The 25,514-nt window shown below is 68.7% G+C and carries 25 protein-coding genes and 1 pseudogene; 16 read left to right on the forward strand and 10 right to left on the reverse strand.

Translation table 11 applies throughout. The features are described from left to right. Positions 1-16 precede the first annotated feature (16 nt). Positions 17-1,315 (reverse strand): dipeptidyl aminopeptidase, encoded by a 1,299-nt coding sequence (locus HFP48_RS23690; protein ID WP_168580142.1) that lies wholly within the window; start codon positions 1,313-1,315, stop codon positions 17-19. A gap of 299 nt (positions 1,316-1,614) precedes the next feature. Beyond that, positions 1,615-2,055: pseudogene (locus tag HFP48_RS23700) on the reverse strand (metallophosphoesterase); the annotation flags it as partial. Positions 2,056-2,228: 173 nt separating this feature from the next. Between HFP48_RS23700 and HFP48_RS23705 the strand changes: the two are divergent. Together HFP48_RS23705 and phoU are read left to right on the forward strand one after the other, a co-directional pair. Further along, positions 2,229-4,016 carry a thiamine pyrophosphate-requiring protein gene (locus tag HFP48_RS23705; RefSeq protein ID WP_029546274.1) on the forward strand — a complete coding sequence of 596 codons (1,788 nt, stop codon included), beginning with the start codon at positions 2,229-2,231 and terminating at the stop codon, positions 4,014-4,016. A gap of 106 nt (positions 4,017-4,122) precedes the next feature. Next, positions 4,123-4,794, forward strand: coding sequence for a phosphate signaling complex protein PhoU (gene phoU / locus HFP48_RS23710; protein WP_050035952.1), 672 nt, complete (start codon positions 4,123-4,125; stop codon positions 4,792-4,794). Here phoU and HFP48_RS23715 read toward each other — a convergent pair. Beyond that, on the reverse strand, positions 4,745-5,032 hold the full coding sequence (locus HFP48_RS23715) for a hypothetical protein (RefSeq protein ID WP_006931807.1): 288 nt from the start codon (positions 5,030-5,032) through the stop codon (positions 4,745-4,747). The two genes, phoU and HFP48_RS23715, sit on opposite strands and share 50 nt — an antisense overlap. Positions 5,033-5,133: 101 nt before the next feature. Between HFP48_RS23715 and HFP48_RS23720 the strand changes: the two genes are divergently transcribed. Then, positions 5,134-5,931: an SDR family oxidoreductase gene (locus HFP48_RS23720; RefSeq protein WP_051359216.1), complete on the forward strand. Its 798-nt coding sequence runs from the start codon at positions 5,134-5,136 to the stop codon at positions 5,929-5,931. A 63-nt stretch (positions 5,932-5,994) separates the two neighbouring features. Here HFP48_RS23720 and HFP48_RS23725 read toward each other — a convergent pair whose 3' ends face one another. Further along, entirely contained in the window at positions 5,995-7,425 is a 1,431-nt protein-coding gene (locus HFP48_RS23725; RefSeq protein ID WP_168580143.1) for a DUF1254 domain-containing protein, read from the reverse strand. Between the two features lie 223 nt (positions 7,426-7,648). Between HFP48_RS23725 and HFP48_RS23730 the strand changes: the two genes are divergently transcribed. After that, the gene (locus tag HFP48_RS23730; protein ID WP_168580144.1) at positions 7,649-8,263 is read left to right on the forward strand and encodes a DUF2202 domain-containing protein; all 615 of its coding nucleotides are present in this window, start codon (positions 7,649-7,651) and stop codon (positions 8,261-8,263) included. 27 nt (positions 8,264-8,290) lie between these two features. Here the strand turns inward: HFP48_RS23730 and HFP48_RS23735 are convergent, their stop codons facing one another. From HFP48_RS23735 to HFP48_RS23745, 3 genes are all read right to left on the reverse strand, one after another. Next, on the reverse strand, positions 8,291-9,394 hold the full coding sequence (locus HFP48_RS23735) for a HAMP domain-containing sensor histidine kinase (RefSeq protein WP_246872467.1): 1,104 nt from the start codon (positions 9,392-9,394) through the stop codon (positions 8,291-8,293). A 23-nt stretch (positions 9,395-9,417) separates the two neighbouring features. Continuing rightward, positions 9,418-10,116, reverse strand: coding sequence for a response regulator transcription factor (locus HFP48_RS23740; RefSeq protein ID WP_072636334.1), 699 nt, complete (start codon positions 10,114-10,116; stop codon positions 9,418-9,420). A 217-nt stretch (positions 10,117-10,333) separates the two neighbouring features. After that, positions 10,334-11,803, reverse strand: coding sequence for a PAS domain S-box protein (locus HFP48_RS23745; protein ID WP_006931801.1), 1,470 nt, complete (start codon positions 11,801-11,803; stop codon positions 10,334-10,336). A 154-nt stretch (positions 11,804-11,957) separates the two neighbouring features. On the opposite strand from HFP48_RS23745, the gene HFP48_RS23750 reads away from it, so the two are divergent. The 7 genes from HFP48_RS23750 (at position 11,958) to HFP48_RS23780 (ending at position 17,683) form a co-directional block, all read left to right on the forward strand. Beyond that, on the forward strand, positions 11,958-13,142 hold the full coding sequence (locus HFP48_RS23750; RefSeq protein ID WP_168580146.1) for an acyl-CoA dehydrogenase family protein: 1,185 nt from the start codon (positions 11,958-11,960) through the stop codon (positions 13,140-13,142). A gap of 53 nt (positions 13,143-13,195) precedes the next feature. After that, positions 13,196-13,558 carry a hypothetical protein gene (locus HFP48_RS23755; protein WP_168580147.1) on the forward strand — a complete coding sequence of 121 codons (363 nt, stop codon included), beginning with the start codon at positions 13,196-13,198 and terminating at the stop codon, positions 13,556-13,558. Between the two features lie 3 nt (positions 13,559-13,561). Then, entirely contained in the window at positions 13,562-14,062 is a 501-nt protein-coding gene (locus tag HFP48_RS23760) for a nuclear transport factor 2 family protein (protein WP_168580148.1), read from the forward strand. Positions 14,063-14,110: 48 nt separating this feature from the next. Continuing rightward, on the forward strand, positions 14,111-15,391 hold the full coding sequence (locus tag HFP48_RS23765) for an aromatic ring-hydroxylating dioxygenase subunit alpha (protein WP_006931795.1): 1,281 nt from the start codon (positions 14,111-14,113) through the stop codon (positions 15,389-15,391). Beyond that, entirely contained in the window at positions 15,384-15,887 is a 504-nt protein-coding gene (locus HFP48_RS23770; RefSeq protein ID WP_168580149.1) for an aromatic-ring-hydroxylating dioxygenase subunit beta, read from the forward strand. The genes HFP48_RS23765 and HFP48_RS23770 overlap by 8 nt, the downstream gene beginning before the upstream one ends. Positions 15,888-15,896: 9 nt before the next feature. Further along, positions 15,897-16,661 carry an SDR family oxidoreductase gene (locus tag HFP48_RS23775; protein ID WP_168580150.1) on the forward strand — a complete coding sequence of 255 codons (765 nt, stop codon included), beginning with the start codon at positions 15,897-15,899 and terminating at the stop codon, positions 16,659-16,661. Positions 16,662-16,732: 71 nt separating this feature from the next. Further along, the gene (locus tag HFP48_RS23780) at positions 16,733-17,683 is read left to right on the forward strand and encodes a PDR/VanB family oxidoreductase (protein WP_168580151.1); all 951 of its coding nucleotides are present in this window, start codon (positions 16,733-16,735) and stop codon (positions 17,681-17,683) included. Between the two features lie 7 nt (positions 17,684-17,690). Here HFP48_RS23780 and HFP48_RS23785 read toward each other — a convergent pair whose 3' ends face one another. The 3 genes from HFP48_RS23785 to HFP48_RS23795 form a co-directional block, all read right to left on the reverse strand. Next, the gene (locus tag HFP48_RS23785; protein ID WP_006931786.1) at positions 17,691-18,341 is read right to left on the reverse strand and encodes a response regulator; all 651 of its coding nucleotides are present in this window, start codon (positions 18,339-18,341) and stop codon (positions 17,691-17,693) included. Positions 18,342-18,427: 86 nt separating this feature from the next. Further along, entirely contained in the window at positions 18,428-18,724 is a 297-nt protein-coding gene (locus HFP48_RS23790) for a hypothetical protein (RefSeq protein WP_006931784.1), read from the reverse strand. Positions 18,725-18,804: 80 nt separating this feature from the next. Then, positions 18,805-20,103: an amidase gene (locus HFP48_RS23795; protein ID WP_168580152.1), complete on the reverse strand. Its 1,299-nt coding sequence runs from the start codon at positions 20,101-20,103 to the stop codon at positions 18,805-18,807. Positions 20,104-20,268: 165 nt separating this feature from the next. Here HFP48_RS23795 and HFP48_RS23800 point away from each other — a divergent pair, with 165 nt between their 5' ends. The 5 genes from HFP48_RS23800 (at position 20,269) to HFP48_RS23820 (ending at position 25,337) form a co-directional block, all read left to right on the forward strand. Beyond that, positions 20,269-21,699: an MFS transporter gene (locus HFP48_RS23800; protein WP_044475636.1), complete on the forward strand. Its 1,431-nt coding sequence runs from the start codon at positions 20,269-20,271 to the stop codon at positions 21,697-21,699. A gap of 60 nt (positions 21,700-21,759) precedes the next feature. Beyond that, positions 21,760-22,947: a flavin reductase family protein gene (locus HFP48_RS23805; protein WP_168580153.1), complete on the forward strand. Its 1,188-nt coding sequence runs from the start codon at positions 21,760-21,762 to the stop codon at positions 22,945-22,947. A gap of 322 nt (positions 22,948-23,269) precedes the next feature. Then, a complete protein-coding gene (locus tag HFP48_RS23810) occupies positions 23,270-23,458 on the forward strand; it encodes a hypothetical protein (protein WP_168580154.1) in 189 nt (62 codons plus the stop codon). Further along, positions 23,455-24,681, forward strand: coding sequence for a glycosyltransferase (locus tag HFP48_RS23815; RefSeq protein WP_168580155.1), 1,227 nt, complete (start codon positions 23,455-23,457; stop codon positions 24,679-24,681). Before HFP48_RS23810 ends, HFP48_RS23815 begins: the two co-directional genes overlap by 4 nt. 182 nt (positions 24,682-24,863) lie before the next feature. Further along, on the forward strand, positions 24,864-25,337 hold the full coding sequence (locus HFP48_RS23820; RefSeq protein ID WP_006931741.1) for an STAS domain-containing protein: 474 nt from the start codon (positions 24,864-24,866) through the stop codon (positions 25,335-25,337). Positions 25,338-25,514 lie beyond the last annotated feature (177 nt).

The raw sequence follows: 25,514 nt of genomic DNA on the forward strand, positions 1-25,514 counted from the left end.
CCGGCGGCCACCTCGCTCAGCCGTCCGCCACCTCACGCGCCGGCGCGCCGCCGGAGGCCCGGACGCGGGCCCGGTCGGCCAGCACCGTGTCCAGCCAGTCGAACATCCGCTGGTCGGTGAGGCTGCGAGCGAGGGGCTGGCAGTGGAAGTTGGCACCCTCCGCCGCGGTGAACGACGCCAGTTCCTTCGCCCCGCGCAGCCGCTCGGCGAGCTGCCGGGACTGGCCGGGCCAGAACTGCTCGTCCTCGGGGTCGGTGACGAACAGCGGCGTCGTGATCGACTCGGGGAGATCGCCGAGCCGGTACTTCAGCACCTCGGTGAGGGTGTCGAAATACGAGTCCATCCTGCGGTAGGGGCGGGCCCGGAACCGCCACGTGCGCTCGAGCCGGCCCGACAGCCGCATGCCGAAGGCCATGTCGCGATCGAACTTCTCCCGGTCGCCCTTCTCGAGCAACTCGATCATGTTCTTGGGCATGTGGGCGAGCCACGACGCGGACACGTCGACCACCCCCGGATCGGCGATTGCCGCCGCGATCCGGTGCTCGAAGGCCAGTGCGCGCGGCACCCAGTATCCGGCCTGACTGATCCCGTAGAGGGCGATGCGCGAGCCGTCGACCTCCGGGTACCGGAGGAGGAAGTCCACGATCGGCGTGATCACGGCCTCCCAGTCGTGCCGGAACGGCACGCCGCGCTCGAACAGCATGGACTGCTGGCCCGGACCGTCGAAGAACAGCACGTTGTAGCCGCGGGCGAGGGCGCCGGCCCCGGCGGCGGTCCACAGGCTGCTGATGGGCCCGTCGCTGCCGTTGTTCAGGATCAGGGTGGGGCGTGGTTCGCGGGTCTCCTCGCCGAGCGGCCGCAGCAGGTAGCCCGGCAGGAAGCCGTCCTCGTAGGGAATGTCCACCCGCTCGGCCGGGTGCGGGGTGGTCTCGACGAACCGGTCCCACGCCGCCCGGTGCTGCCGAAACGTCGGCAGCAGCGGGCCGTCGTCGGCCAGACCGTCCACGGAGTTGACTGCGGTAGCGAAATACGTTGCGGCACGCAGATATGCGCCCGCGGCACTGACGACGTGCCCGGCCTCGGCGGAGGCATCGGCGAGCCCCCGGACGCGACTGCCGAGCGCCACCCAGCCCTCGAACCACTTCTCGTGATCCTTCTCGCCGATCGGGGCGATGGTGGCGAGCACCTCCCCCACGTCCGCCGCACCGTGCACGGCCTGTCCGAGCAGGAACCGGACCTCGAAGTCGAAGTCCTCGTCGCGGTAGAAACCTGCGGTGAACGCCTGGTGCGGATGCGCAAAGAAGGATGCAGGCATGTGGGCTCCCTCGGGCGGTGGCGGGGCACACCCACCGTACGCCCGAACCGGTCGTTCGGCTCGATTTCCGGTCAGAGGCGGTGCAGTGCGACCTCGCCCAGCGCGCGAGGAACGAATTTTCCGATGCCGAGCATGCGGGCACACCGCGTGCCGGGACCGGAACGCTGCCAGAGTGGTTCTGGCTGTGGCGGAGCGTGGCCACACCGGTGTCGACGACGTGAGTCAAACGGATCACCTCCCTCCGGGTGGGGTGCGGTTGCGGTCTGAGTCGGGAATCTCCTGCCTTCAGGAAGGAGAGGCGTTAAGAAGGTGCAGAACGGTTGTCGCCGACGGTCCGTCGGCGACCCCGGGTTCAGCAGCCGCAGCCCCGCGGCCGTAGTGGTGTCCCACGGAATGTGGCTGTGCCCGAACACCAGAACGTCGGTGTCGGGATGAGCGGCCGACATCCGCCCGTCCCGGCCTGCCGAGGCTCCGGTCTCGTGGACGACGGTGAAGCGCACACCCTCCAATGTCACGCGCGCGGTCTCGGGCATCCGGCCCCGCAATTCCGCACCGTCGTTGTTGCCCCAGCACGCGACCAACCGTCCGGCCCGCTCGGACAATGCGTCGAAGAACGCGACCTCGACCCAGTCGCCGGCGTGCAGCACCACGTCGGCGTGATCGACCTCCTCCCACACCCGGGCCGGCAGGTCCCTCGCACGCGCAGGGATGTGGGTGTCGGCCAGCAGCAGCAACCTCATGCGACCAGTGTGCCGCCCGGGACGGACCACCCCGCCCGCCCGCCCGCCCGCCCCGAACGATTCTCGTCGCGCTCGGCGCCGAGGTTTCGCCCGTCCCCCACCGGGCACCCGGCCCCGGAGGACACGACGAAGGACGCCCGCGGCGGACGCCGGGCGCCACCGGGAGGAACGGCATGGCCAACGTCGCCGACGGGATAGTCGACCGGCTCCGGGCCTGGGGCGTCCACCGCGTCTTCGGCTACGCCGGAGACGGGATCGACCCGATCCTGGCCGCTCTGGATCGGGCGGCCGAGCACATCGAGCTCGTCACCGCCCGGCACGAGGAGATGGCGGCCTTCATGGCCACCGGGCACGCGAAATACACCGGGGAGGTGGGGGTGTGCCTCGCCACCCAGGGACCCGGGGCGGTGCATCTGCTCACCGGCCTCTACGACGCCAAGCTGGACGGCAAACCGGTGGTGGCGATCGTCGGACACGTGGTGACGACGGCCCAGGGCAGCGGCTACCAGCAGGAAGTCGCGCTGCCCACGCTGTTCAAGGACGTGTGCGCCCAGTACGTGCAGACCCTCGATACCCCCGAACAACTCGGCGCGGTGCTCGACAACGCCTTCCGCACCGCACGGGCGACCTCCAGCCCGACGTGTGTGATCGTCCCGCACGACGTGCAGCAGGCCGACGTCGCCGGGGAGGAGCACGCCCACGGCGTGGTCCCCAGCGCCGCGACGGTCGCGGTCCCGCGGGTGCTGCCCACCGACGCCGATCTCGACCGGGCCGCCGACCTGCTCAACGCCGGGCGACGGGTCGCGCTGCTCGTCGGCCAGGGCGCATACGGCGCGGCCCCGGAGATCGGCGAGGTCGCGGAGCTGCTCGGCGCCGGCGTCACGACGTCGCTGCTCGGCAAACCGGTGATCGACGAGTCCCGGGACTGGGCCTGCGGTGTCATGGGACACCTCGGCACGACCGCCTCTGCGGACCTGACGGCCGGATGCGACACCCTGCTGATCGTGGGCAGCAACGATCCGTGGACGGAGTTCTATCCCGCCCCGGGACAGGCACGTGCCGTGCAGATCGACATCGCCGCCCGCAACCTCGGCGCCAAGTATCCCGTCGAGGTGCCCCTCGCCGGGGACGCCCGCGAGACCCTGCGCGCCCTGCTGCCCCGGCTGCACCGGACCGCCGGACCGTGGCGCCGCGACGTCGAGCAGATGGTCCGGAACTGGCGGCGGATCGCCGCCGCACGGTGCACGGAGCCCCCGGACGGTCTCGATCCGCAGGCCGTCGTCCTCGATCCGCAGGCTGTCGTCGCAGCCCTGTCCGACCGGCTCCCGGCGGACGCCCAGGTGGCGGTGGACGTCGGATCGGTCGTGTATTGGTACGCGCGTTTCCTGCGACTGCCGCCGGGAGTGCCGGCGCACCTGTCGAGCACGCTCGCCTCGATGGGGTCCGCGATGCCGTACGGACTGGCCGCCAAGCTCGCCCATCCGGATCGTCCGGTGATCGCCTTGGCCGGGGACGGCGCCATGCAGATGAACGGCATCTCGGAGCTGATCACCCTTGCCCACCGCTGGCGAGACTGGGCCGATCCGCGCTTCGTCGTCCTCGTCCTCGACAACGGCGACCTCACCGAAGTGTCCTGGGAGCAGAGGGAAATGGAGGGCGACGCCCGCATCCCCGCCTCGCAGACCGTCCCGCCCTTCCCCTATGCCGACTACGCCCGGCTGCTCGGCCTGGAGGGCATCCGGGTCGATCGCCCCGAGGACGTCGACGGGGCGTGGCACACCGCCCTGACCGCCGACCGTCCGGTGCTGATCCAGGCGGTCGTCGATCCGGCTACCCCGCTGCTGCCGCCGCGCGCCTCTGCGGACAAGGTCGAGAAGATGCTCCAGGCCCTCGAGCGGGAAGGCGCGCACACGGCCGCACAGCGGCTGCGGCGGCAGCGCGAGCAGGAAGCCGAGAACTGACGGCGGCGGTTCCCCGGCCCGAAGGGCCTCCACCGGGCGTCGACGGGGCCGCTTCCGGGTATACCCCCGTAACGGCAACGGAGGACAGCGCAGTGGATCGGTGTACATGAGGGCCTCGTTCGATCAACAGTTACGCGACCTCACCGGCAGGCTCCGCGGTCTCGCCGAGCTCGCGGCGAAGGCCCTGGAGCTGTCGACGCGTGCGCTGCTCGACGGCGACGTGGCCGCGGCCGAGGAGGCGCTCGATCTCGGCGAGCAGATCGACACGTTGCACACCGAGTGCAGCGAGCGGGCCGTGGCGATCCTGGCGTTGCAGCATCCGGTGGCCGGCGATCTCCGGTTCGTCTTCTCGGCGGTGCGGATGAGCAGCGACCTGGCGCGGATGGGCCAGCTCGCCCTGCACATCGCGCGGGCAGCCCGGCGGCGCACCCCCGGAGAGCTCGCCCCCGACGAGGTCCGGGACGACATCGCCCGGATGGGCGAACTCACGGCCGGCATGGCGCGCGGACTGTGTGACGTCTTCACGGAGCCGAATCTGGAGCTGGTCACCCGGGTCCGGAGCACCGACGCGGAACTCGACGCCGTCCACGCCCGTCTGCTCGGGACGCTCCGGGACCCGGCGTGGAAGCACGGCGTGACCCCCGCCGTCGACCTCGCCCTGGTGGCACGCTTCTACGAACGCTTCGGGGACCAGGCCGTGGACGTGGCCGAACGGGTCATCTTCCTCATCACCGGGCGGCGCCCCGACGGCGATCCAGCTCCACCCGAGCGGCCCTGAGAATGTGCCCGGGCCGGTCCGGGTTCACGGTCCGTTCGAGGTCGGCGACGAACTCCTCCAGGCGCTCCGTGGGCCACGATTCGAGTCCCGCGCCCGTGCGTTCGGGATAGGCGGCGTGGACGACGTCGAGAATCCGGTGTGCGAGCCGGCGCGCGTCCGCCACGCCGAGGCGGTGGGTCGTGCCGTCGACGGTGACATCCAGCCCGTCGCCGGTGTCGGTCACGGCAAAGGTCGTCATGGGTGCACCTCCTGTGCTCACCGGTCATGACGTTACTCGAGGTGAGCGCCCGTCGACCACCGATCGGCGTGGAGGGGACGACGAGTGGGTACAGGCCCTGCATGAATATTCCTGCACCCGAGAGACTTGCGATCGTCACCGGAGCCGATTCGGGAATCGGAAAAGCCACCGCCGAGGTGCTGGCCTCGGAGGGATTCGACGTAGGCATCACGTTCCACACCGACGAGGCCGGGGCCCGGAACACCCGGGACGGGATCGAGGAGCGCGGACAGCGCTGCTTCGTCGTCCACCAGGACCTGACCAGTCCGGACACCGCCGACGTCGTCGACACGCTCGCCGAGAAGCTCGGCGGCCTGGGCGTTCTGGTCAACAACGCCGGAACCGGGCACATGGACCGGATCCTCGACCTGAGCTACGACACGTGGCGGGAGGTTCTCGCGACCGACCTCGAGGGTCCGTTCCTGTGCGCTCAGCGCGCCGCCCGGCGGATGATCGCGGGCGGCCGCGGTGGCCGGATCATCAACGTCACGAGTGTGCACGAGCACATCCCCCGGCTCGGCGCCGCCGCCTACTGCAGCGCCAAGGCCGGCCTGGGCATGCTCACCAAGTGCCTCGCACTCGAGCTGGGACGGCACGGCATACTCGTCAATGCGATTGCGCCGGGCGAGATCTCGACCCCGATGACGGGCATGGACGAATCCCAGGCGTATCGTGAGGACCGCCCCGGCAACCCGGTCGGCCGGCCCGGGCACGTCAACGAGGTCGCGTCGGCCATCGCATTCCTCGCGTCGCCGCGCTCGTCGTACCTCACGGGCGGCTCGATTCCCGTCGACGGTGGACTGATGCTCATGGCGGCACACGGCCACGACATGGCCGGGGAGAGCTGGCGCGAGATCTGAGATCGCACCGACTGGATCTCGCCGGTGCCGGGCCGAGGGCACCACGAGGCCGCGTCGGCGCCTCTACGCGAGTCGCTCGATGTCCGGCAGCTGCCACGTCTTGTCGAACCACGGTGCGAGGGGGCCGTACAGCCGGAACATGGCCCACCAGCTCTTGCCGGGAACGGTCTGGATCCAGTTGTGACCGTCCTCGGGCGGTTCGGGACCGAAGTGGACGTCGACGGAGCCGTCCTCGTTCGTGGTGAAATCGCGGTCCTGGCTCGTCACCGACGGCCACTCCTGTCCGGTCTGCAGCATGGACCGGGTCTGGGTGTCGTAGGCGAGGATCGACCAGAAGTTGCCGGCCGGAACGTTCGCAGGGACGCGGAGCCGGTAGGTCCGGCCGCCGTCGAACGGGGCGCCGTCGGCGTCGACGCAGGCGACGACGTACTGGGAACCGGTGCCGATCCTCTCGACGTCCTCTGCCGGACTCACGCCGGTCACCGAGAAGTTGAACTGAGCGGCGGCGTCGAGCAGGGCGACCCCGTCCTCCTCGAACCGATGACCACCGAGGAAGAATGCGCGCCAAGTACTGCCCGGGTAGCGGTAGGCCTCCGGCTGCCGGAACCGGTAGGTGAGGGCGCGACCGGTGGCGTCACCCACCGCGGCGGCTTCGGTGAGGATCGCGCGCATGCGCTCGTCGGGGTCGAACGGCCTGCCGCGCCGGATGCCGATCGAGGCGAAGAATCCCAGGGTGAGCGGATCGGACGACTCGGGCGGCTCCGACTGCACCACCTCGTCGAGCATTTCCCACGCCCGGAAGTCGGCCGGGGGGACGCCGACCATGGGTTCGGGCGACACGTTCACGAACCGCATGGACGGCGGACGGCCCGCGAGCGCGAGGGGGTAGGCCCGGGTCTTGTCCTTGATGACCTCGACGGCGGGGTGGGGATCGCCGTGCTCGTCGAGGAAGCCCCGAACGAACAGCACCATGCCGAAGCTGTTGGTCCGCACCACGAAGTAGCCGCCGGGGACCTCACCGTCGTAGCCGGGGGGCAGCAGCAGGTAGGCGCCGCCCCGGCCCTTGTCGGGTCCGGTCAGGCCGACGTCGACCACCCAGCGTCCCCAGCTGTCGTCGATCGCGCCCAGCACGCCGGGCGGCGCCTCGATCACGAGCGGACCGTCGTGCAGGTCGATCCAGATGGCGGTGTACGACGTGCTCGTGTTAGCCGTGAGCCACACGGTGCGCGGATGCATCAGGTCTTCGAAGACGTACGCCGTCGAGTTCACCGGGCCCCATTCGAGGAGCGCGCTGCGCATCGCCGCCATGTTCAGCGCGGGCAGAGCCAGCAGGTACGCCTGCACGGCACGCTGAAAGTCCAGGTTGTCGAACAACGTCCGGACCGTCGCGTCGTCCGGGAAGCCGTCGAAGAACCGCAACGTGCCCAACCGGGTGTGAACCTCGTCGGGCGACTCGATGCCGGCCGGGATGGGGGTCGCCGTCGTATCAGTCATCGCCAGCCTCCTCGTCGCGATGCCGCCGACTCCGACGCTACGAATCACATCACCGGCTCTCTAGGGTCCAAAGCCCATAGCTCGCCCCAGCGGAAGCCGAGGACCCCGGCATCTGCCGAACCCGTCCCTGCGGTGGCCCTCTCACACAAGCTTCACACATCGGGACGGGAACCCTTCACCGACGGTGCGTTGACTCGGTGGTGAGAGAAAGGTGGTGCCGGTGATGAACACCTGGCGGAAGACAGTGGCCGCACTCGCGGCAGGGGCGACGATCGGAATCGCCGGATTCGGGACGGCCGTCGCGACAGCCCAGGAGCCGGACGAGGGCACGGGCGGTGCGCTGTCCACACAGGAGCAGTCCGACCTGGTGGTGATGCGGGAGGAGGAACGCCTGGCACGAGATCTGTACCAGCAGTTCGCGCAGAAGTGGGGGGCACAGATCTTCGAGCGCATCTCCGCCAGCGAACAGCGTCACTACGATGCCGTCGGCGCTCTGCTCGGTCGGTACGGTGTGAGCGATCCATCGGCCGGGCTCACTACCGCAACCTACGCCGAGCCTCAGTTGCAGAGCGCCTACGACGGTTGGCTCGCCCGCGGTCTGACCTCGGTCGAGGAGGCGTACGCGGTCGGGGCCGAACTCGAGGCCGCCGACATCGCCGAACTGTCCACCGCGATCGAGGTCAGTGACGAGGACGCGATCGACCGCCTGTACGGCAAGCTGCGCACCGGTTCCGAGCACCATCTGCAGGCCTTCCGGGCAGCCCTGACCGGCGAGGAGCCGGCCGGCGGACACGGGCAGGGCCAGGGACACGGGCAGGGACCGCAGCACTCGGAGTAGCGCACGGCCGCGGAAGGCGCGGATGTGTCAGCGTCGGATCGGGTGGTCGCTTCGAGTGGGCAGCTGCAGTGTGAACCGTGATCCGTGACCGCGGCCGGGAGAGTCGGCCGACAGGTCGCCGCCGTGGGCGCGGGCGATGCCCCGGCTGATGGTCAGGCCGATGCCGGAGCCGAGATCGTGCTCGCCCCGGCGCCGGGACGGGACCCGGTAGAAGCGCTCGAAGATCCGTTCCACATCGTCCCGGTCGAGTCCCTCTCCCGTATCGGTGACGGTGACGGTGGCGACGTCTCGACCGGCGGTGATGTCGATGCTCACGCCGCCGGTCTCCGTCGCGGCGAGGGCGTTGCCGAGCAGATTGGTCAGCACCTGCGTGATCCGGTCGGCATCGGCCCACACCACGACCGGCCGGGACGGCGGGTGCACGGTCAAGGTCAGGCCGGCATCGTCGAACTGCGGGCGCAACCGGCCCGTGACCTGCACGACGAGGCCGGACAGATCGACGTCGGCCGGGTGCAGGTCCAAACGGCCCTCCTCCGCCCGGGACAGGGTGGACAGATCATCGGCGAGCCTGCGCAGCCGGCCCACCTCGGTTTCGATCTGGACCAGCTCTGCCGGTGCGAAGACACCGTCGAGGACACCCTCGGCGTAGCCGTCGATCACGGTCAACGGGGTGCGCATCTCGTGCGCCACCTCCGACAGCAGCCGGACCCGCCGGGCTTCTGTGTCGGCGAGGCGGATGGCGAGATCGTTGACATCGGTGGCGACCGCGGCAAGTTCGACCTCCGGCGGCACCGGGATGCGGTGCCGGTAGTCACCGGCGGCGATCGCCCGGGTGCCCGAGCGCACCGACCGCAGCGACCGCAGCAGGCGCCGGGACGCCAGCAGACCCAGCGCGGCGGCCGCGATCACCCCGGCAAGCACCCCGAGCAGCAACGCCGTCGTCACGGCATCGGCCACGACCTCGCGCAACGGAGAAGACCCGTTCGTGCGGTTGCGGCCGCCGCCGGGACCGGGGGCGCGTTCGTCGAACAACGCCGGCGCCGCGACCCGGACGACGGCGAAGGTGACCAGCGCTCCGACCACCGCCACCAGCAGATGGGAGACGAACAGCCGCGTCGTCAGGCTCGGCACGGGAAACCGGGAACCGCCGAGGTTCACCGGTCGGCCCCGGCCGTGGCCACGAACTTGTAGCCGACCCCGCGGACGGTCCCGATGAAGCGGGGGGCGGTGGCGTCGTCACCGAGCGCCCGGCGGATGCTGCGGATGTGCACGTCCACGACCCGTTCGTCACCGAAGAAGTCGCCGCCCCACACCTTCTCGAGCAGTTGCCGGCGCGAGTACACCCGGCCCGGCGCCCGGGCCAGGGCCAGGAGCAGGTCGAACTCGAGCGCGGACAGTTCCACGGGAGTGCTGTCGACCGTCACCTCCCGGGAGTCGGGGTCGACGGTCAGACCGGCGACGACCACGCGGGAGGTACCACCGTCGGTGCCTCGGGCGCGGCGCAGGACGGCACGGACGCGGGCGGCGACCTCGCGAGGCGCGAACGGTTTGGTGATGTAGTCGTCGGCGCCGACCGCCAGACCCACCAGCTTGTCGACCTCCTCGGCGCGCGCGGTGACCAACACGACGTACACGTCGGAGAATCCGCGGATCCTGCGCAGCACCTCGAGACCGTCGAGGTCGGGAAGGCGGATGTCGAGCAGCACCAGGTCGGGGCGGTGGGACTGCACCGATGTCAGCGCTTGCGAGCCCGTTGCGGCTTCGATGACGTCGTAGCCGTCCGCCTCGAGGTAGCCGCGCAGGACGCGACGGATGTGGGGTTCGTCGTCGACGACGAGGACGCTGCGGGGCACAGTTTCCCCTTTCGATCCGCCGGTCCGACCGGGCGACGGGCTGCTGTGGACAGGAGGGTCCCTCGAGGTGTTCGACTGGCAGACCGAGGGTAGTCCAGCCGCGCAGCCCGCCGCGGAGGTGTCGTTGCACAGACCCGTGAACGCCCACGTCTCCGGCCCGTCCTGCGGAGCGTGCGCACATCCGCATCACCCGAGGCTGCCACCCAGGTGGACGCAGTTACTCGGAGATGGGCAGGCACATCCGGACCTCGGTACCGTGCGGGTGGTTTGGCAGGTACCGGATGCTGCCCCCGTGTCGCTCGACGATGTGCTCCGAGATGATCAGGCCGATCCCGGAACTGTCCTGCTTGGCCGAGAAGGCCCCGGAGGCCAGACGGTTTCCCGAGGCACCGTCCATCCCTCGTCCCTGGTCGAGAACGGAGACGCAGGCCCACTCACCCCGCCGGGCCGTCCGGACGGTCAGCTCCTTGACGGAAGTCGAGGGCAACACGATCTCGTCGATCGCGTTGAAGCAGAGGTTGATGACCACCTGCCCGATCAGCACGCTCTCTCCTTCCACCGGCAACGGGGAACGGGACCTGTCGATCGATATGTGCACGCCCCGCTCGGCTGCCCGCAGACGAACGAAGTACAGGCTCTCCTCGACCGTCTCGTTGAGGTCGATGGCAGCCTTGGTGCTCTCGATCCGCCGCACGTAGCGCTTCACGGAGGACACGATTTCCGCCGCCCGGCCGAGCTGCTTCTCCATCCTGTCCAACCCGTAGCTCAGCGCCTCGGGGTCGAGGGATCGGTCGGAGATGCGCGCCTTGAGGCCGCTCAGATAGTTCGTCGAGGCGGCGAGGGGCTGCCCGAGTTCGTGAGCGAGGATCATGGCCATGTCACCCATCGCGTTGTACCGGCTGAGGTACTGGAGGTTGGCCTCCTGATACGCATGCCGGCGTTCCCACTCCACGCGATCCGTCACGTCACGGATCGTCAGCACCCGGGACGTCATTCCGTCGTGCACCACGGCCTCGAGAAAGCCGGCCAGCCAAGTGGTGCTGCCGTCGCTCTTCTCGATCTCCTGCATGATGCCCACCGGCCCGGCCGCCGCGTCCAATTTGGCGACGACGGGCTCGGCGGTCAGGCGAGGCTCACACCGGCCCAGATCCTCCAGGTACACACCGGACAGTTCGTCCGGCGTTCTGCCGAAGAGCTGGGCCGCGAGCGGCGAGATGTCCTCGATGCAGTTCATCTCGTCGAGCACCACGATGCCCGCCGACGTGTGCGTCATGATGCGCTGTAGGGACTGCGACACCCAGCTGAGCTCCTCCTGGAGCTCCACCTCTTCGGCGATGTTGCGGAACTCGACCATCACGACCTGCCCGTCCTGGAAGGTCAGGAGCGAGGCGACCGCGTCTGCCAGGAAGTCCTGACCGTCCTTGGTCCGGTACTTCCACTGTCTGCGGCTCGAGCCGTGTACGACCGCGTCCTGCAACCACGCCACCCCGACCGAGCGCCGGTACTGACGCTCCTGGCTGCTCATGTGGTGGGCCTTCAACGGTCGCAGTTCGTCGAGGGTGAAACCGAACATCCGGCACGCGGCGGGGTTGGCCCAGAGGATGTTCTTGGACGCGGCCTCGTGGATGAGGATCCCTGTTTCCGTCTTCTCCACCATCTCCTGGAAGTCGCGGCCTGTCGGGAACATCGATCCTCACCTCCGGGTGCCGTGACGGTTCATTGTCGACCCACGAGCGGCGGATCGACCATAGGGGAATGCTTTATGACCGGCGGAGGAAATCCCGATACCGCCTCGTCCGAACCTTTCCTAGCGTTTTCCTCAGCGCGACACGACGAGGTGGATGGAGACGACGATGGCGATCCGGAGCACGATCAAACCAGTGCAGGCGGCAGCGGTGGGCCCTGCACGGGAGAAGGCCTTCGAGGACGCCCTCGCCGTGCTGCTGGACCGGCGCGACGAGTTCAACCGGCAACGATTCGTGCCGAAGGACTTCATCGCGCTCTTGAAGCAGGCCGGACTCTACCGCGCGTCGACCCCGGCACGGTTCGGCGGAGAACCGATGGCCCCCTCCTCCTTTATGAGGCAGATCGAGCGGATTTCCGCGGTGGATCCGGCCACCGGGTGGGTGGCAAGCTTCGGATCCTCGCTCGTGTACTTCGCGGCCCTGCCGGTCGAAACCCAGGAGACGATCTACTCCGACGGCCCGGACGTCGCCTATGCCGGCGGGTTGTTCCCCATGCAGAAGGCCGAGAAGGTGGACGGCGGCTACCTGTGCAGCGGGCTCTGGCAGTTCGCCAGCGGATGCCTGGGCGCCGACATCCTCGGCATCGGTCTCGCCGGAGGCCCGGAAACGAACGGCAAGCCACTGACCGCCCTCGTCGACCCTGCCGACGTGGAGATCGTGGAGAACTGGGATGTCGCCGGAATGAAGGCGACGGGGTCACACGCAGTGAAGGCCGACAGGCTCTTCGTCCCCGAGGAGATGACGTTCGTCCGCGGTGGCGCTCCCCTGATCGACGAGCCGCTCACACGGTATCCGTCGCTCGCCTATGCCGCCCAGGTGCTGGCGGTGGTGACTCTCGGCGCCGCCCGCGGCGCGCTGGATTACGTCCACGAGGTCGGAGCGGTCCGATCCAGCATCACCGGCGGTGACAGCAAGGGAAACCGGCCCGCCTACAAGACCGGCCTGGCCCGCGCCGAGGCCGATCTCCGCTCCGCTCGGGCCTTCTTCTACGAGATCACCGACGAGGTGTGGGACCTGGCGGTCCGCGGCGACGAGATCACCGACGAGTACACGGCCCTGCTCCGCCTGGGAGCAACCCAGGCCGCCCACGTCGGCCGCAACGTCGTGCTCGCCGCGTTCGACCTGGCCGGCACCGGGGCGATCTACGAGAGCCACCCGCTGCAGCGCTACCTTCGGGACGCTCTCGTCCCGGCTCAGCACGCCATGCTTCAGACCAACACCTTCGAGGCGGCCGGAGCCGTTCTCCTCGGCCTGGAACCCGGGATCCCCAGTTTCCCCTGACCGGGGCGGGATCTTCGAGACCAGCGCCTGCCTTCCCAGCGAAAGGACGCCCCATGACCGCCGAACCGTTGCGCACCCTGTTCTGCATCGGCAACAACCAGAACTTCTTCGACCTGCCGAAGGCGGAGATCGGCCCGGTGTGGGTCGGCATCTCCACCATGCTCTCGAATCTCGCGAACATGGACGGCATCCATGTCATCGGCACGTTCGACGACGACGCCCACATGGTGGGCCCGTCCGACGGCTGGCCCTGGACCTGCTACGTCCTGGCCGACGTGAAGGACCAGGAAACCGTGCGGGCCGCGTGCAACCTGTTGCGGACGACGATGATCGGCGAGTACGCCCTCTGGAAGTACTTCAAGATCGAGGCCCGCATGGGCCGAGAGCTGACGATCCGCGCCGACGTCGAGGTCTGATCCGTGACCGACACGGAGCACCGCCTCGAGGTGGTCGAGGCGAAGGAGGCCGTCCGCGACTGTCTCGCCCGCTATCTGGACCTGTGTGACGTGCCCGGCCCGCTGCAGAGCCCGGATCAGCTCGGCGTCCTGTTCACCGACGACGCGACCTGGGAAGGACTGGGTCCGGAGTACGCCGGCAAATTCGGAATCGCCAGGGGCCGAGACGAAATCGTGGCCCTCGTGTCCCGGTACCTGCCGCCGGCCGACCACTTCCTCCGCAACGTGCATCTCCTCGGGAGCGAGCAGATCCGTCTCGACGGCAACCGTGCGAGCGGGCAGTGGATCATGCAGCAACTGTCGCTCTATGCGACGGGAACGGCCGAGATTCTCTGCGCCCGGCTCGCGATCGACTTCGACCTGGGCCGGACCGGGGGACGTACGGCGGCTCGCATGAGCCGGTTCTGCACCCGCCGGATGTTCGCCGCGCCGCTGCCCGCCGAGGCGATGTTCCAACGGATCTGATGCATCCCGGTGATGCCCGCCCTTGCACTTCACGAACGAAGGAATCACATGACGACGACAGAAGAACCCACCGCACGCACCTACGCGGACCTCGTCGCGAACGACCGGGTCGCGGGCCGGCTGTACACCGATCCGGACATCTTCCAGGAGGAGATGAAGAAGATCTTCTACAAGACCTGGGTGTGGGTGGCACACGAGAGCGAGATCCCGGAGGCGGGCTCGTTCAAGACCACCCAGGTCGGAGACCAGCCGGTCATCGTGACCCGGGATCGCAAGGGCAACTTCAACACCCTGCTGAACCGATGCCGGCATCGCGGGGCGACGGTGTGCGACCAGCGCAGCGGCAAGGCCAACGGCTTCACGTGCCCGTACCACAACTGGTCCTACGCACTCGACGGACGTCTTCGCGGCATCCCCTACCCGGACGGTTACGAGGGCGTCGTGGACAAGAAGGACTTCCCGCTCCAGACGCTGCGCACCGAGAGCTACCTGGGGATGATCTGGGCAACCTTCGACCAGGACGCCGAGCCGCTCGAGGACTTCCTCGGCGACGCCAAGATCTGGATGGAACGCTTCTTCAAGCAGAGCAACGGATTTCCGACCAAGGTGCTCGGCGTTCACAAGTTCCGGTTCAAGGGGAACTGGAAGATCCAGCTCGAGAACACCACGGACGGGTACCACTTCCCGATGGTGCACAAGTCGTGGATGGCCTCCGTCGACGCCGAGACGGCGGACATGATGTCATTCATGGACGACCCCGCGGCCGAGACCCACGCCCTCGGCAACGGGCACAGCGTCGCGATCATGGCCGCGGCCCACGCGGATCTCGATGTGGACGACGGAACGGAGGAGATCCAGCCCCGCTTCCAGCATCTGGTCGACGAACTCGCCGCCGCGGGAGAAAGCCCCGAACGGATCCGTCGCTATATGCGTTCCATGCACGGTTGCGGGTTCAACCTCAACACCTTCCCGAACGTCGCGATGTCGTCGTCGTTCTTCCGGGTCCTGATCCCTCTCTCCGTCGACGAGACCGAGATCTGGCACATGGCCCTCGGCATGGACGGCGGGCCCGAGAGCGTCAACCGCGAGCGACTGAGGATCCACGAGCACTTCCAGGGGCCGTTCGGTTTCGGTAGCCCCGACGACGCCGAGGGTTGGATCCGGGTGCAGATCGGGGCCGGCGGCAATCCGAACATGCCGATCCTCGTCAACCGCGGCGAGGGACGCGAGTACACGACCGAAGAAGGTTGGCCCACCTCTCATGTCACCGACGAGACGGGGATGCGGGAAGCCTACGCGATGTGGAAGAAGATGATGAGCAATGACTGAGGTCGTACCGATGCCGACCCTGACGGACTCCCGTACCCTCCGGGCGATCGAGCTCGTCTGGAAGGAAGCTCAGGTCCTCGATGCCAAGGACTATCGAGCCTGGGAGCAGATGTACACGGACGACGCATATTACGTGATTCCCATCGATCCGGACACCGACGACTTCGCCGCGGGCCTGAACATGGTCTACGACGACAAGCGCATGCGGCACCTGCGCGTCGAGCGGATGATGCAGGGCTACTCGCCCTCCGCGGTGGCCGCGGCCCGGACCGTGCGGATCGTCTCGCGGTTCACCGTGGAGGAAATCACCGAAACCTCGGTCACTCTCCGATCGGCCCAGATCCTCAATGCGTTCAAGCGCAACGAATTCACGACGCTCGGCGCCGAGCTGACCCACCGGATCGTTCTCGGAGCGGACGGGGACAGAATCTCACTCAAGGTCGTGCGGCTCATCGACAGCGAGGACGCGGTCAGCGCCTCGGGTTACCTGCTGTAGGGGGCCGATGTGATCTCTCAGTCCACCGGCACCGGGCCGGGTATCGCCGTTGTCACCGGCGCGGCCGGAGGTATGGGTGCCGCCATTGCCCGGAAACTCCACGCCGACGGTAGAAGGGTTCTGCTCGCCGACATCGACACGGCCGGTGTCGAAGCCCTCGCGGCGGAGTTGTCCCCCGACGGATCGACCGCACGCGGTCTCGAGCTCGACGTCAGTCGCAAGGTCGGATTCGAGGAGGCCCTGGCGACATGCCGGCAGATCTGGGGCATCCCCACGATCGTCGTCAACAATGCTGCCGTCACGCAGGCAGCGGAGCTGATGAACCTGGCGGAGGCGGACTTCACGAGTGTGCTCACGACGAACGTGAACAGCATCTTCTTCGGTTGCCAGGTGTTCGGCGCGGCCATGGCCGACCAGGGCTTCGGACGGATCGTCAACATGGCCTCACTTGCCGGCCAGAACGGAGGGACGGCAACCGGTGGCCACTACGCGGCCTCCAAGGGAGCGATCCTGACCACCACCAAGGTCTTCGCGCGCGAGCTGGCCGGCCGGGGAGTGACCGTGAACGCGATCTCTCCCGGGCCGCACGACCTCCCGGTCGTGCGGGCCACGGTGCCCCCGGACAGGCTCGCGGGCATCGTCGCCGGGATTCCGGTGGGCCGCTTGGGAAGTCCGTCGTTCGTGGCGGACATGGTCGGGCTGCTCACCTCGGACGACGGCTACTTCGTCACAGGTGCCTGCTGGGACGTCAACGGCGGGCTGTACCTCCGCTGAGCGGGGTCCTCCCGTCCGGGAGGGCCCCGGTCGGCGTTTTCCGTCCGGAGAAATTCACGAGGAGAACGGACATGGCACTCATCGACGTCACCGTCGCCGAGATCATTCAGGAATCACCCACCGTCAGATCGTTCAGGCTGGCGAAGCCCGACGGATCGCCACTGGGTACGTATCTGCCGGGCGCGCACATCGATGTCGTCGGACCCACGTCGATCACCCGCCAGTACTCGCTGTTCAGCACGCCCGATGCGCAGGATTCGTTCGCCTTCGCGGTGAAGCGCGAGGAGAACTCCCGCGGCGGCTCGGCCGCCCTCCACGAAGTGGGGGTGGGCGACGTTCTCCGGATCAGCTCCCCGCGGAACCTGCTGAGCATCGCGACGGACGCCACGCACCACGTCCTGGTCGCCGCCGGCATCGGCATCACCCCGATGCTGAGCCTGGCGCGCTACATGGACGTCCACGGCATCAGCTTCGAACTGCACTACTTCGCGCGCAGCGAGAAGGAAGCCGCCTTCCTTCCGCTGCTGCGTGACCGCTGCCCGGAGAAGCTCCGTGCCCATCTGGGGGTGGCCCGGCAGGACCAGGACGAGATCCTCGGAACCACCTTTGCGGGAATGGATCCCGGCGCCCACGTCTACACGTGCGGACCCGACGGGTTCATGACCAAGGTCGTTGCGCTCGCCGGCCGGCACGTCCCGGCCGGGTCGATCCATCTCGAGAACTTCCACGCGGCGGAACAGCCGGACGCCTCCGAGAACTCCGCGTTCGAGGTGGAACTGGAGGGGGAGACCTATCAGGTCCCGGCCGACCGGAGCATCGTCGAGGTGCTTCAGGAGAACGGCTGCGACGTGGACACGTCCTGCCAGGAGGGCATCTGCGGTACCTGCATCATGCAGGTGCTGGCAGGGACTCCGATCCACCGGGACAACGTTCTCACGCAGTCCGAGAAGGAATCCGGCGAGATCATGGCAGTCTGCGTGTCCCGGGCAGCGGGCGAGCGCCTGGTGCTGGACTACTACTGATCCTCGACTACTGATCCTCGACCGGCACGTCCACCCCGTACCGAAGGACGTCCCGCACGAGGGTGCTGATGCTGTCGGCGTCCGTCTTGCTCTTGATGCGAGCACGATGGACGTCGACGGTCTTCACGCTCATGCCGAGTTTCCGGGCGATGTTCTGGCTGGGTAGGCCTTCGACCACCAGGGCCAGGATCTGACGCTCGCGCGGCGTGAGGGACGAGACCTTGTTCCGGACGGATTCCCGCACGACATGGTCGGTGAAGCGGAGCCGGGCCTTCTCCACCCCGGCCTGCACGGCGTCCAGCAGCCGTTGCGGATCGTAGGGCTTCTCGAGGAAGTCCAGCGCCCCCGCCTTCAGGGTGGAGACGGACATCCGGATGTCGCCGTGGGCGGAGACGAAGATGATCGCCACGTGCGGCGCGAACTCGTTGAGCTTCTCCTGCAACCGTGTCCCACTCATGCGGGGCATGCGCACGTCGAGGACGATGCAGGCCGGCCGGCTCCCGTCGTAGGCGTTCAGGAACTGCTCACCGCTGTGGCAGATCACCGGTCTGATCCCGATGCTCTCCAGCAACCAGTCGACGGATTCGCACAGTTCGAGATCGTCGTCGACCACGTACACCGTCGTCTCGGCTCGGAGGTCGTCCGCACTCTCCGCCATGGCTCTTCACCTCCGGATTCGGGAGCCAGGGCGTATCCCTGGCTCCCGACATTGTCCCCGTCCGCCGCGCGGGGGGAACCACCTGCTCAGGCGACGTCCGCCGCGGCGTCGTCCCAGCCGGCATCCGCGGTCCAGTAGTTCATTCCCGCCGCGCTCACCTGGTGCCGCCAGGCGGTGGTCCGTCGCAGGAGTGGTTCTTCCCTGCGGACCGACTCGTCGGCCGCCTCGGGGCCGTCGGCCTCCACCGTCCAGTGGACCCAGTTGACCTCACGGCCGTACTCGTCGTGGACGAACAGATCGACGTGGTGCCAGCCGCGGTCGAACGTGTCCTCGTAGCAGGTGAGGAACATCCTGTGGTGGTTGGTGGGGCGGGGTTCGAGCATGGCTGATCCTTTCACCGAGCCGAGCGAGTAATGTCACCGAGCCGAGCGAGTAATGTCACCGAGCCGAGCGAGCGGGCGGCTCAGACGGCAATCACGGGCAGTTCACGTAGGAGGGCCTCGAGCTTCTCGCCCACGTCGAGCAGCCGGTCCTCGTGCCCCGGCAGCCCGACGATCTGCAGGCCCAGCGGCAGTCCCGCGGGGGTGCGGGCACCCGGCACGACCACGACCGGTAGACCCAGCAGCTGCCACGGCCGGCTGAGGATCGGCGACCCGGTCGCGGACAGGCCGAACGGGGCCGGACCCAGCGCTGCAGGACCGACGATGATCGGAGCGGAGTCCAGAATCTCGTCCAGCAGTTCACGAGAACGGTCCCGACGGGTCAGGGCCGCGGAATACTCGGCCCCGGGGGTCCTGCGACCGTTCTCCAGGAGGTCTCGGATCGGCGCGCTCAGTGCCTGCGCATGTTCGTCGAACTCGTGTGCCCGTGCCCGGGCGGCTTCGTACGACATGACGGTGACGTGGTCCTCGGCCAAGGTCTGAACATGATCGTCCCAGTCGAGCGGTTCGGCCTTCACTCCGATCTCTTCCAGCAGGGCGGGCACATGTTCCAGCAACGCCGCCATGGGCGGCTCCAGAGGGTGGAGAGCACCGGCGTTCCAGACCAGGCCCCGAGCAACCGGCTCCGGAGCCCGGGCATCGGAGCGCTCGCGACCGGTGAATGCGTTGTGCACGAAGCGAAGATCGGCCACGGACCGGGTGAGCAGGCCCAGCGAGTCCAGTGACTCGCTCAGACCGGTGATGCCGGACATGTCCGTGGTGCCGTGGGCGAGGACCATGCCGGCGGCTCCGCAGTACGAGGCCGGCCGGGTCAGCGAACCCGCCGTCTGGGTGCCGAGCGCGAGGGGCACGGTCCCCGCCGCGACGGCCGCAGCCGATCCACTGGAGGACCCGCCGGGGGTGTGATCGAGGGCGTGGGGATTGCGGGTGGGGCCGGGGGTGAAGTAGCCGAACTCGGTCGTCACGGTCTTGCCCTGGACGATCGCACCGAGGGAACGCAGACGAGTCACGCAGGCAGCATCGGTGCCGACGGCATCCGGGGAGGTGACTGCGGAGCCGGCACGCGTGGGCATCCCGGCTACGTCGATGAGGTCCTTGACTCCGGCGGACACACCGGCCAGAGGCGCAGAGCCAGGGTCCCGGTCGACGGCACGAGCCTCTGCCGCAATCGTCGACGACAGGCACACCCAGGCGTCGAGTTCCGGTTCGCGCAGCTCGATCGCTCGTCTGACCTGCGTGGCGAGGTCCTCGGCCGGCACCGACCCGGTCCGGACCACCCCGACCTGCTCCCGCAGAGACAGCTCCGACGCGCGCGTGCTCATACTCCTCCTCCGGTCTCGACTCCTCCATTCTGGGCGAACAAGCCGAGGGCCGACAGTAAAGGTTTCCCTCCTACCGCAGTAAGGACGCATGGAAATAGCTTCTGAACCACTGTCGACCCGCTGGCGGATTCCGCATCCGCAGCTCGCTAGGAAAGGTGGCTGCTCATGGCTTCGACCGTGGCGCCCGAAGTCTCTGTCTCCCCGGAACCCGGGGAGAAGAGGATCGACTTCCACAGGATGAACCGCAAGGCGTGGATAATCACGGCTCTGCTCGTCCTCTTCCAGATCGTGGCCTTCGCCGACAAGGCCGTACTCGGCCTGGTGGCCTCGAAGGCCATGCCCGATCTCGGAATCTCCGCCGTGCAGTTCGGTTTCATCGGCAGCGCGTTCTTCTTCCTCTACGCGGTGGTCTCCGTGGTCACGGGTTTCCTCGCCGCCAGGTTCTCGGTCAAGTGGATCATCCTCACCATGGGCGTCGTCTGGGCGGTCATGCAGTTCCCGATGCTCCTCGGTGGCGGTGCCGCGGTGCTGCTGGTGACCCGCATCGTCCTGGGCGGCGCGGAAGGTCCCGCCACGGCGATGTCCCTCACCGCGGCCCATTCGTGGTTCGAACCGCGCCGTCGCGCCCTGCCGTCCAACCTGGTGGCCGCCGGCTCGACGCTGGGCCCGGTCATCGCCGCGCCTGCCCTCGCCTGGGTCATCGTCGCCTGGGGATGGCGCTGGGCCTTCGGCGTCCTCGGCATCGTCGGGCTCGTGTGGGTCGTCGCCTGGCTCCTGATCGCCGGTGACGGACCGTTTGCCGGGCACGGCAAGCAGAACCCCGCCGCCGCCCGCACCGCCGATCGGAAGCCGGCCGATGCCGCCGACGAGGTGGCCACGAACGATGTGGACGAACAGAAGCCTGTCGTCGTATGGCGTGCCCTGCTCAGCATGACCTTCCTCGCCGCGGTGATCGGCGGCGCCTCGAACTTCTGGGTCCAGGGGTTCGTCACGACATGGTTGCCCCAGTACCTCGGCACCGTCGTCGGCCTGTCGCTTCCTCAGGTCGGCACCGTCACCACCTTTCCCTGGATCCTCGGAGCCGCCGTGTTGCTGCTGCTCGGGTTCCTCGGCCACCGGTTGATGAAGCGCGGCCACAACGCGCATCGCGCGATCGCTGTCCCGTTCGGCATCGCGGCTCTGGTGGCCGGAGTCTGCTTCATCCTGGTCCAGGCGACCTCCGGTGTGCTGGCCGTCGCCCTCCTGTGCCTCGCCGCGGGCTGCAGCCTCGCGTACCCGATGACCGCCTCTGCGATCGCCTATGCGGTCGGCGCCAAGCAGCGACCGATTCTCATGGCCACGCTCGGCGGCGTGGCGTCGATCGGTGCCATCGTCTCCCCCACGCTCGTGGGCTGGCTGATGGCCCGCGCCGGTTACGTCTCTCCCGCTGCAGGAAGCGAACTGACCACCGAAATGGCGACGAACATGGCGATCGGTGTGCACCAGGCATTCACCATCACCGGCATCATCCTTCTCGTCGGCGGTCTCCTCTGCATCCTCTTCCTGCGGCCCGAGAGCCTCGGCCGGAAACTGCAGTCCAAGTACGTCAAGCACTGAACCCGGCATCTCGATGCATGCCGGCACCATCCCACCGTCCCCGAGATCAGGAGGACCTCCATGACAGGTTTCGCGACCCCGGTCGACCAGGGGCTCTTCCGGGAAGTGATGGGGCACTACCCGACCGGTGTGGCTGTCGTGACCGGCCGCGCGGACGACGGGGAACTGCTCGCCCTGGTGGTCGGAACCTTCGGTTCGGTGTCTCTCGATCCGCCCCTCGTCTCCTTCATGCCGATGAAGACGTCGAGGACGTTCGCCAAGATGCGGGAGTGTACTTCGCTGTGCGTCAACATCGTCGGCGGCGAGCAGGAGGAACTGGTCGCCAGCGTTGCACGACGCTGGGAGAACAAGTTCGACGGGATCGACTGGTTCCCGTCCCCGTCGGGGGACCCCGTACTGGCGGAATCGGTGGCGTGGATCGACACCCGCATCACCGACACGGTGGAGGCGGGCGACCATTGGATCGTCCTGTGCGCTGTGGCGGACATGGCCGTCACCAACCCGGTGGCCCCGCTGATCTTCTTTCAGGGCGGTTACGGAAGTTTCGTCGGCACGTCGCTGATGGCCCGGATGGAGCACCGGATTCTGTCGGCGATTCAGGATGCGGACTGCGCGCGGCCGGCCGTGAGGGACCTCGCGAACGAAATAGGTTGCGAAGTCACGCTCTACACGGCCGTCGGCCATGACGAGATGGCGACCGTTCTCTCCGCGTCGGCTCCCGGAATCGACCCGGAGAACGGACTGGCGCAGCGAGTTCCGATCGTGCCACCCATCGGCGATTCACTCGTCTTCGATCTGCCTCCCGAGGATCAGGAGCGGTGGATCGCCAAGGCTCGCGGCGTCGAGGAGTCCGGCAGACAGCTCTACCGGGACCGTCTCGACTTCGTCCGCGAACACGGGTTCCTGCTGTCGTTCCTGCCCCGGGAGGGCGGTGCCGCATACGAGGAGATGCGCGCCGCCACCCGCCGGTACGAGAGCGGAAGGCTGACACCGGCACAGGAACGGAGCATCCGGGAATGCGTCGTAAGGTCGACGGTCGACTACCGGTTGCACGACCTCGACGGTGCGGAAACGTACGACCTCGGTTCGGTCGTACTACCGGTTCGCGACCGAAAAGGTGACTACACGCTCACTCTGCGATTGGCGCAACTTCCTCGCCGGGTGTCCGGGACGCGGGTACGAGAGTGGATCGCTCGGGCCAAGGCGGTCGTCGGCGTCCTCGAGAGCGGTACCGACTTCGACCGGTAACCCGTTCCCGCGGAACGCGGTACACCGCGACATCCGGTGCCATGAGGGGTACCGGTCGGTCTTCGCCAGCTTGCATGTCGACCGGGTCGGTCACGGCTCGCCGGGCCGTGGGACGTGCGCCTGCCCCGTGCGTGTGTTCCACGGCTCCCGGATCCTGGCTGTGCGCGTCAGGCCGAGGGCGCTACCCGCACAGCCGCCGATCAAACTCGAGACGCTCCCCCGGCAGTGCGACGATCCCGTCCGCCGGATCGAGGCACGCGTGCGTCCGAGACGATTCCGCCTCCTCGGTTTTACCCGCCGCAGAATCGGTAACCCTGTGCCCATGGCGCACCCACCGAACGTGCTTCCGTGGCAGATCCACGGCTCGTGGACGCCCTCACACGTTCAGGGGTTCCAGGACCCGTTGCCGTCCCTCCTCGACGGCGGGCCGTGGGCGCGGGGCTGCTGCGGGCGGTACGCGCTGATCGACGAGGTGACGAGCGCGGCAACCCGCAGGAGGGAAGGGCCATGAAGATTGCGATGGTGTCCGAGCACGCACGCCTCCTCGCGGCCCCGAGCGACGCAGACTCCGGCGGCCGGGACGTGCACGTCGCCGAACTGTCGGCGGCGCTGGTACGGGCGGGACACGACGTCACCGTCTACACCCGTCGCGACGACCCCGATCTTCCCGAACGAGCCCGGACCGAGGAGGGGTACGAGGTGGTCCACGTCCCCGCCGGGCCACCCACCCGCCTGCCGGCGGACGAGCTCCTCCCGCGGATGGGCGAGTTCGGCACCTTCCTCGAACGCGCATGGACGAAGGACCGGCCCGACGTCGCCCACGCCCACTTCTGGATGTCGGGCATCGCGACCCAGCTCGCCGCCCGCAACGCCCGGGTGCCCACGGTGCAGACCTTCCACACCCTGGGCGTGGTCGAGCGCCGGCACCAGGGCAGTGCAGACTCCGGCTCGTCGAGCCGGATCCGCGTCGAGCGGCTCCTGGCCCTGGGCGCGAGCCGGGTGGCCGCCACCTGCTCGGACGAGGTGTTCGAGCTCGCCACGCTGGGTCTGCCCCGCACCCGCACGTCCGTCGTGCCCTGCGGCGTGAACCTCGAGCTCTTCACGCCCACCGGCCCCGAGCATCGAGCGCGCGGGGCCGGGCACCGAATCGTCACCGTGGGCCCGCTCGTGCCGCGCATGGGCTTCGACGTCGCGATCCGGTCCCTGGCCCTGCTCCCCGACACGGAACTGGTGATCGCCGGCGGACCGGTGGACGGCGACCTCGCCGACGATGCCGAGGCCGCCCGCCTGCGCGCCGTCGCCGAACAGCACGGTGTGCGGGACCGGGTGCGGATGACCGGGCCCGTGCCCCGGAAGGACATGCCCGCGCTGCTGCGGTCGGCGGACGTCGTGGTGTGCACTCCCTGGTACGAACCGCTCGGCATCGTGCCGCTGGAGGCGATGGCCTGCGGGCGGCCCGTCGTCGCGACCGCCGTCGGCGGCCTGCTCGACACAGTCGTCGACGGGGTGACGGGCACGCTGGTGCCCCCGCACGCATCCGAGGCCGTCGCTGCGGCCCTGCACGGCCTGCTCACCGACGACGTCCAGCGCACCGCCTTCGGTCTCGCCGGCCACGACCGGGCGAGCACCCGCTACTCGTGGGACCGGTCCGCCGCCGACGCCGCGCGCACCTATGAGCGGTGCGTGCCGGAACCGCGGCAGGCGGTGCGGTCCACGCGCTCCGGAGCGCGCTGAAGGAACTCCCGGGATCTTCACGGAAATTTCACAGATTCGGCCGCCGGGCACAGGGCCGAGACGTTACTGTTGCGAACAAGGTTGAGAAGCAGCCGGTTCTCGTCTCGTGGAGGCGATTGCTGCGCTCCCCTGTCCCCCGACCGGGCGCTGCTCCAGCAGTCGGAATCATCGGAGGAACAGCCATGGTCTATCTGCGCTCCATCCTGGACGCACCGCACCGGTATTCGTCGTCGCTGCTCGACACCGCGCTGTTCGACGACTTCTCCGGCGACGGGACCCGGGTCTGCATCGACGTCGACGAACCGCCGGGCGGTCCCGTCGTGGTGCAGGTGTCAGGGAGCGTCGACGAGGGCGCCGCGCCGGTGCTGCACTCGTTCCTGCGCGAGGCCGTCGTGCGGGGTCGAGGCGTGGTACTGGACCTGTTGCAGGTCACCGCCGTCGAGTGCGACACCGCGGCACTGCTCGAGCGGGCCGAGTCGCTGCTCCGCGAGCGGGGCGCGAACATCACCGTCGCCGGCGGTGCGGCGGTGCGGCGCGCGGTACGGGACGCGGGATTCGAGGACCGGATCGCGTGCTTCGACACCTTCGGTCCGGCATTCGAGGCGGCACACCGCGGGTGCGACCTCCGGACCGCGGCACGGCGGGTGCAGCCGTGACCGCCAATGTCGTCCTGCTGCTGTTCGTGCTGGCAGCAGGCATCGGTGGCACCGCAGCGTTGCAGGGGGCGCTGCGGCGCCGCCGCTGACTTCACACCTTCCGGACGGCCGTGTGCGGTGCGTCGTGCGCGGGCGTGTGCTGTCCGCGCCGAGGCCGTTGGCCGATCGCCCGCCCGT

The organism is Rhodococcus sp. DMU1 (assembly GCF_012272955.1).
Lineage (GTDB): Bacteria > Actinomycetota > Actinomycetes > Mycobacteriales > Mycobacteriaceae > Rhodococcus > Rhodococcus aetherivorans.

Excerpts from the sequence above, each read along its gene's own strand:
- HFP48_RS23750 (WP_168580146.1), top strand. The coding sequence starts at position 11,958 with ATGGAGACGACGATGGCGATCCGGAGCACGATCAAACCAGTGCAGGCG.
- HFP48_RS23705 (WP_029546274.1), top strand. The coding sequence starts at position 2,229 with ATGGCCAACGTCGCCGACGGGATAGTCGACCGGCTCCGGGCCTGGGGC.
- HFP48_RS23725 (WP_168580143.1), bottom strand. The coding sequence starts at position 7,425 with ATGACTGATACGACGGCGACCCCCATCCCGGCCGGCATCGAGTCGCCC.
- HFP48_RS23820 (WP_006931741.1), top strand. The coding sequence starts at position 24,864 with ATGGTCTATCTGCGCTCCATCCTGGACGCACCGCACCGGTATTCGTCG.
- phoU (WP_050035952.1), top strand. The coding sequence starts at position 4,123 with ATGAGGGCCTCGTTCGATCAACAGTTACGCGACCTCACCGGCAGGCTC.
- HFP48_RS23785 (WP_006931786.1), bottom strand. The coding sequence starts at position 18,341 with ATGGCGGAGAGTGCGGACGACCTCCGAGCCGAGACGACGGTGTACGTG.
- HFP48_RS23745 (WP_006931801.1), bottom strand. The coding sequence starts at position 11,803 with ATGTTCCCGACAGGCCGCGACTTCCAGGAGATGGTGGAGAAGACGGAA.
- HFP48_RS23765 (WP_006931795.1), top strand. The coding sequence starts at position 14,111 with ATGACGACGACAGAAGAACCCACCGCACGCACCTACGCGGACCTCGTC.
- HFP48_RS23800 (WP_044475636.1), top strand. The coding sequence starts at position 20,269 with ATGGCTTCGACCGTGGCGCCCGAAGTCTCTGTCTCCCCGGAACCCGGG.
- HFP48_RS23815 (WP_168580155.1), top strand. The coding sequence starts at position 23,455 with ATGAAGATTGCGATGGTGTCCGAGCACGCACGCCTCCTCGCGGCCCCG.
- HFP48_RS23770 (WP_168580149.1), top strand. The coding sequence starts at position 15,384 with ATGACTGAGGTCGTACCGATGCCGACCCTGACGGACTCCCGTACCCTC.
- HFP48_RS23790 (WP_006931784.1), bottom strand. The coding sequence starts at position 18,724 with ATGCTCGAACCCCGCCCCACCAACCACCACAGGATGTTCCTCACCTGC.
- HFP48_RS23780 (WP_168580151.1), top strand. The coding sequence starts at position 16,733 with ATGGCACTCATCGACGTCACCGTCGCCGAGATCATTCAGGAATCACCC.
- HFP48_RS23715 (WP_006931807.1), bottom strand. The coding sequence starts at position 5,032 with ATGACGACCTTTGCCGTGACCGACACCGGCGACGGGCTGGATGTCACC.
- HFP48_RS23755 (WP_168580147.1), top strand. The coding sequence starts at position 13,196 with ATGACCGCCGAACCGTTGCGCACCCTGTTCTGCATCGGCAACAACCAG.
- HFP48_RS23730 (WP_168580144.1), top strand. The coding sequence starts at position 7,649 with ATGAACACCTGGCGGAAGACAGTGGCCGCACTCGCGGCAGGGGCGACG.
- HFP48_RS23690 (WP_168580142.1), bottom strand. The coding sequence starts at position 1,315 with ATGCCTGCATCCTTCTTTGCGCATCCGCACCAGGCGTTCACCGCAGGT.
- HFP48_RS23720 (WP_051359216.1), top strand. The coding sequence starts at position 5,134 with ATGAATATTCCTGCACCCGAGAGACTTGCGATCGTCACCGGAGCCGAT.
- HFP48_RS23805 (WP_168580153.1), top strand. The coding sequence starts at position 21,760 with ATGACAGGTTTCGCGACCCCGGTCGACCAGGGGCTCTTCCGGGAAGTG.
- HFP48_RS23810 (WP_168580154.1), top strand. The coding sequence starts at position 23,270 with ATGGCGCACCCACCGAACGTGCTTCCGTGGCAGATCCACGGCTCGTGG.
- HFP48_RS23795 (WP_168580152.1), bottom strand. The coding sequence starts at position 20,103 with ATGAGCACGCGCGCGTCGGAGCTGTCTCTGCGGGAGCAGGTCGGGGTG.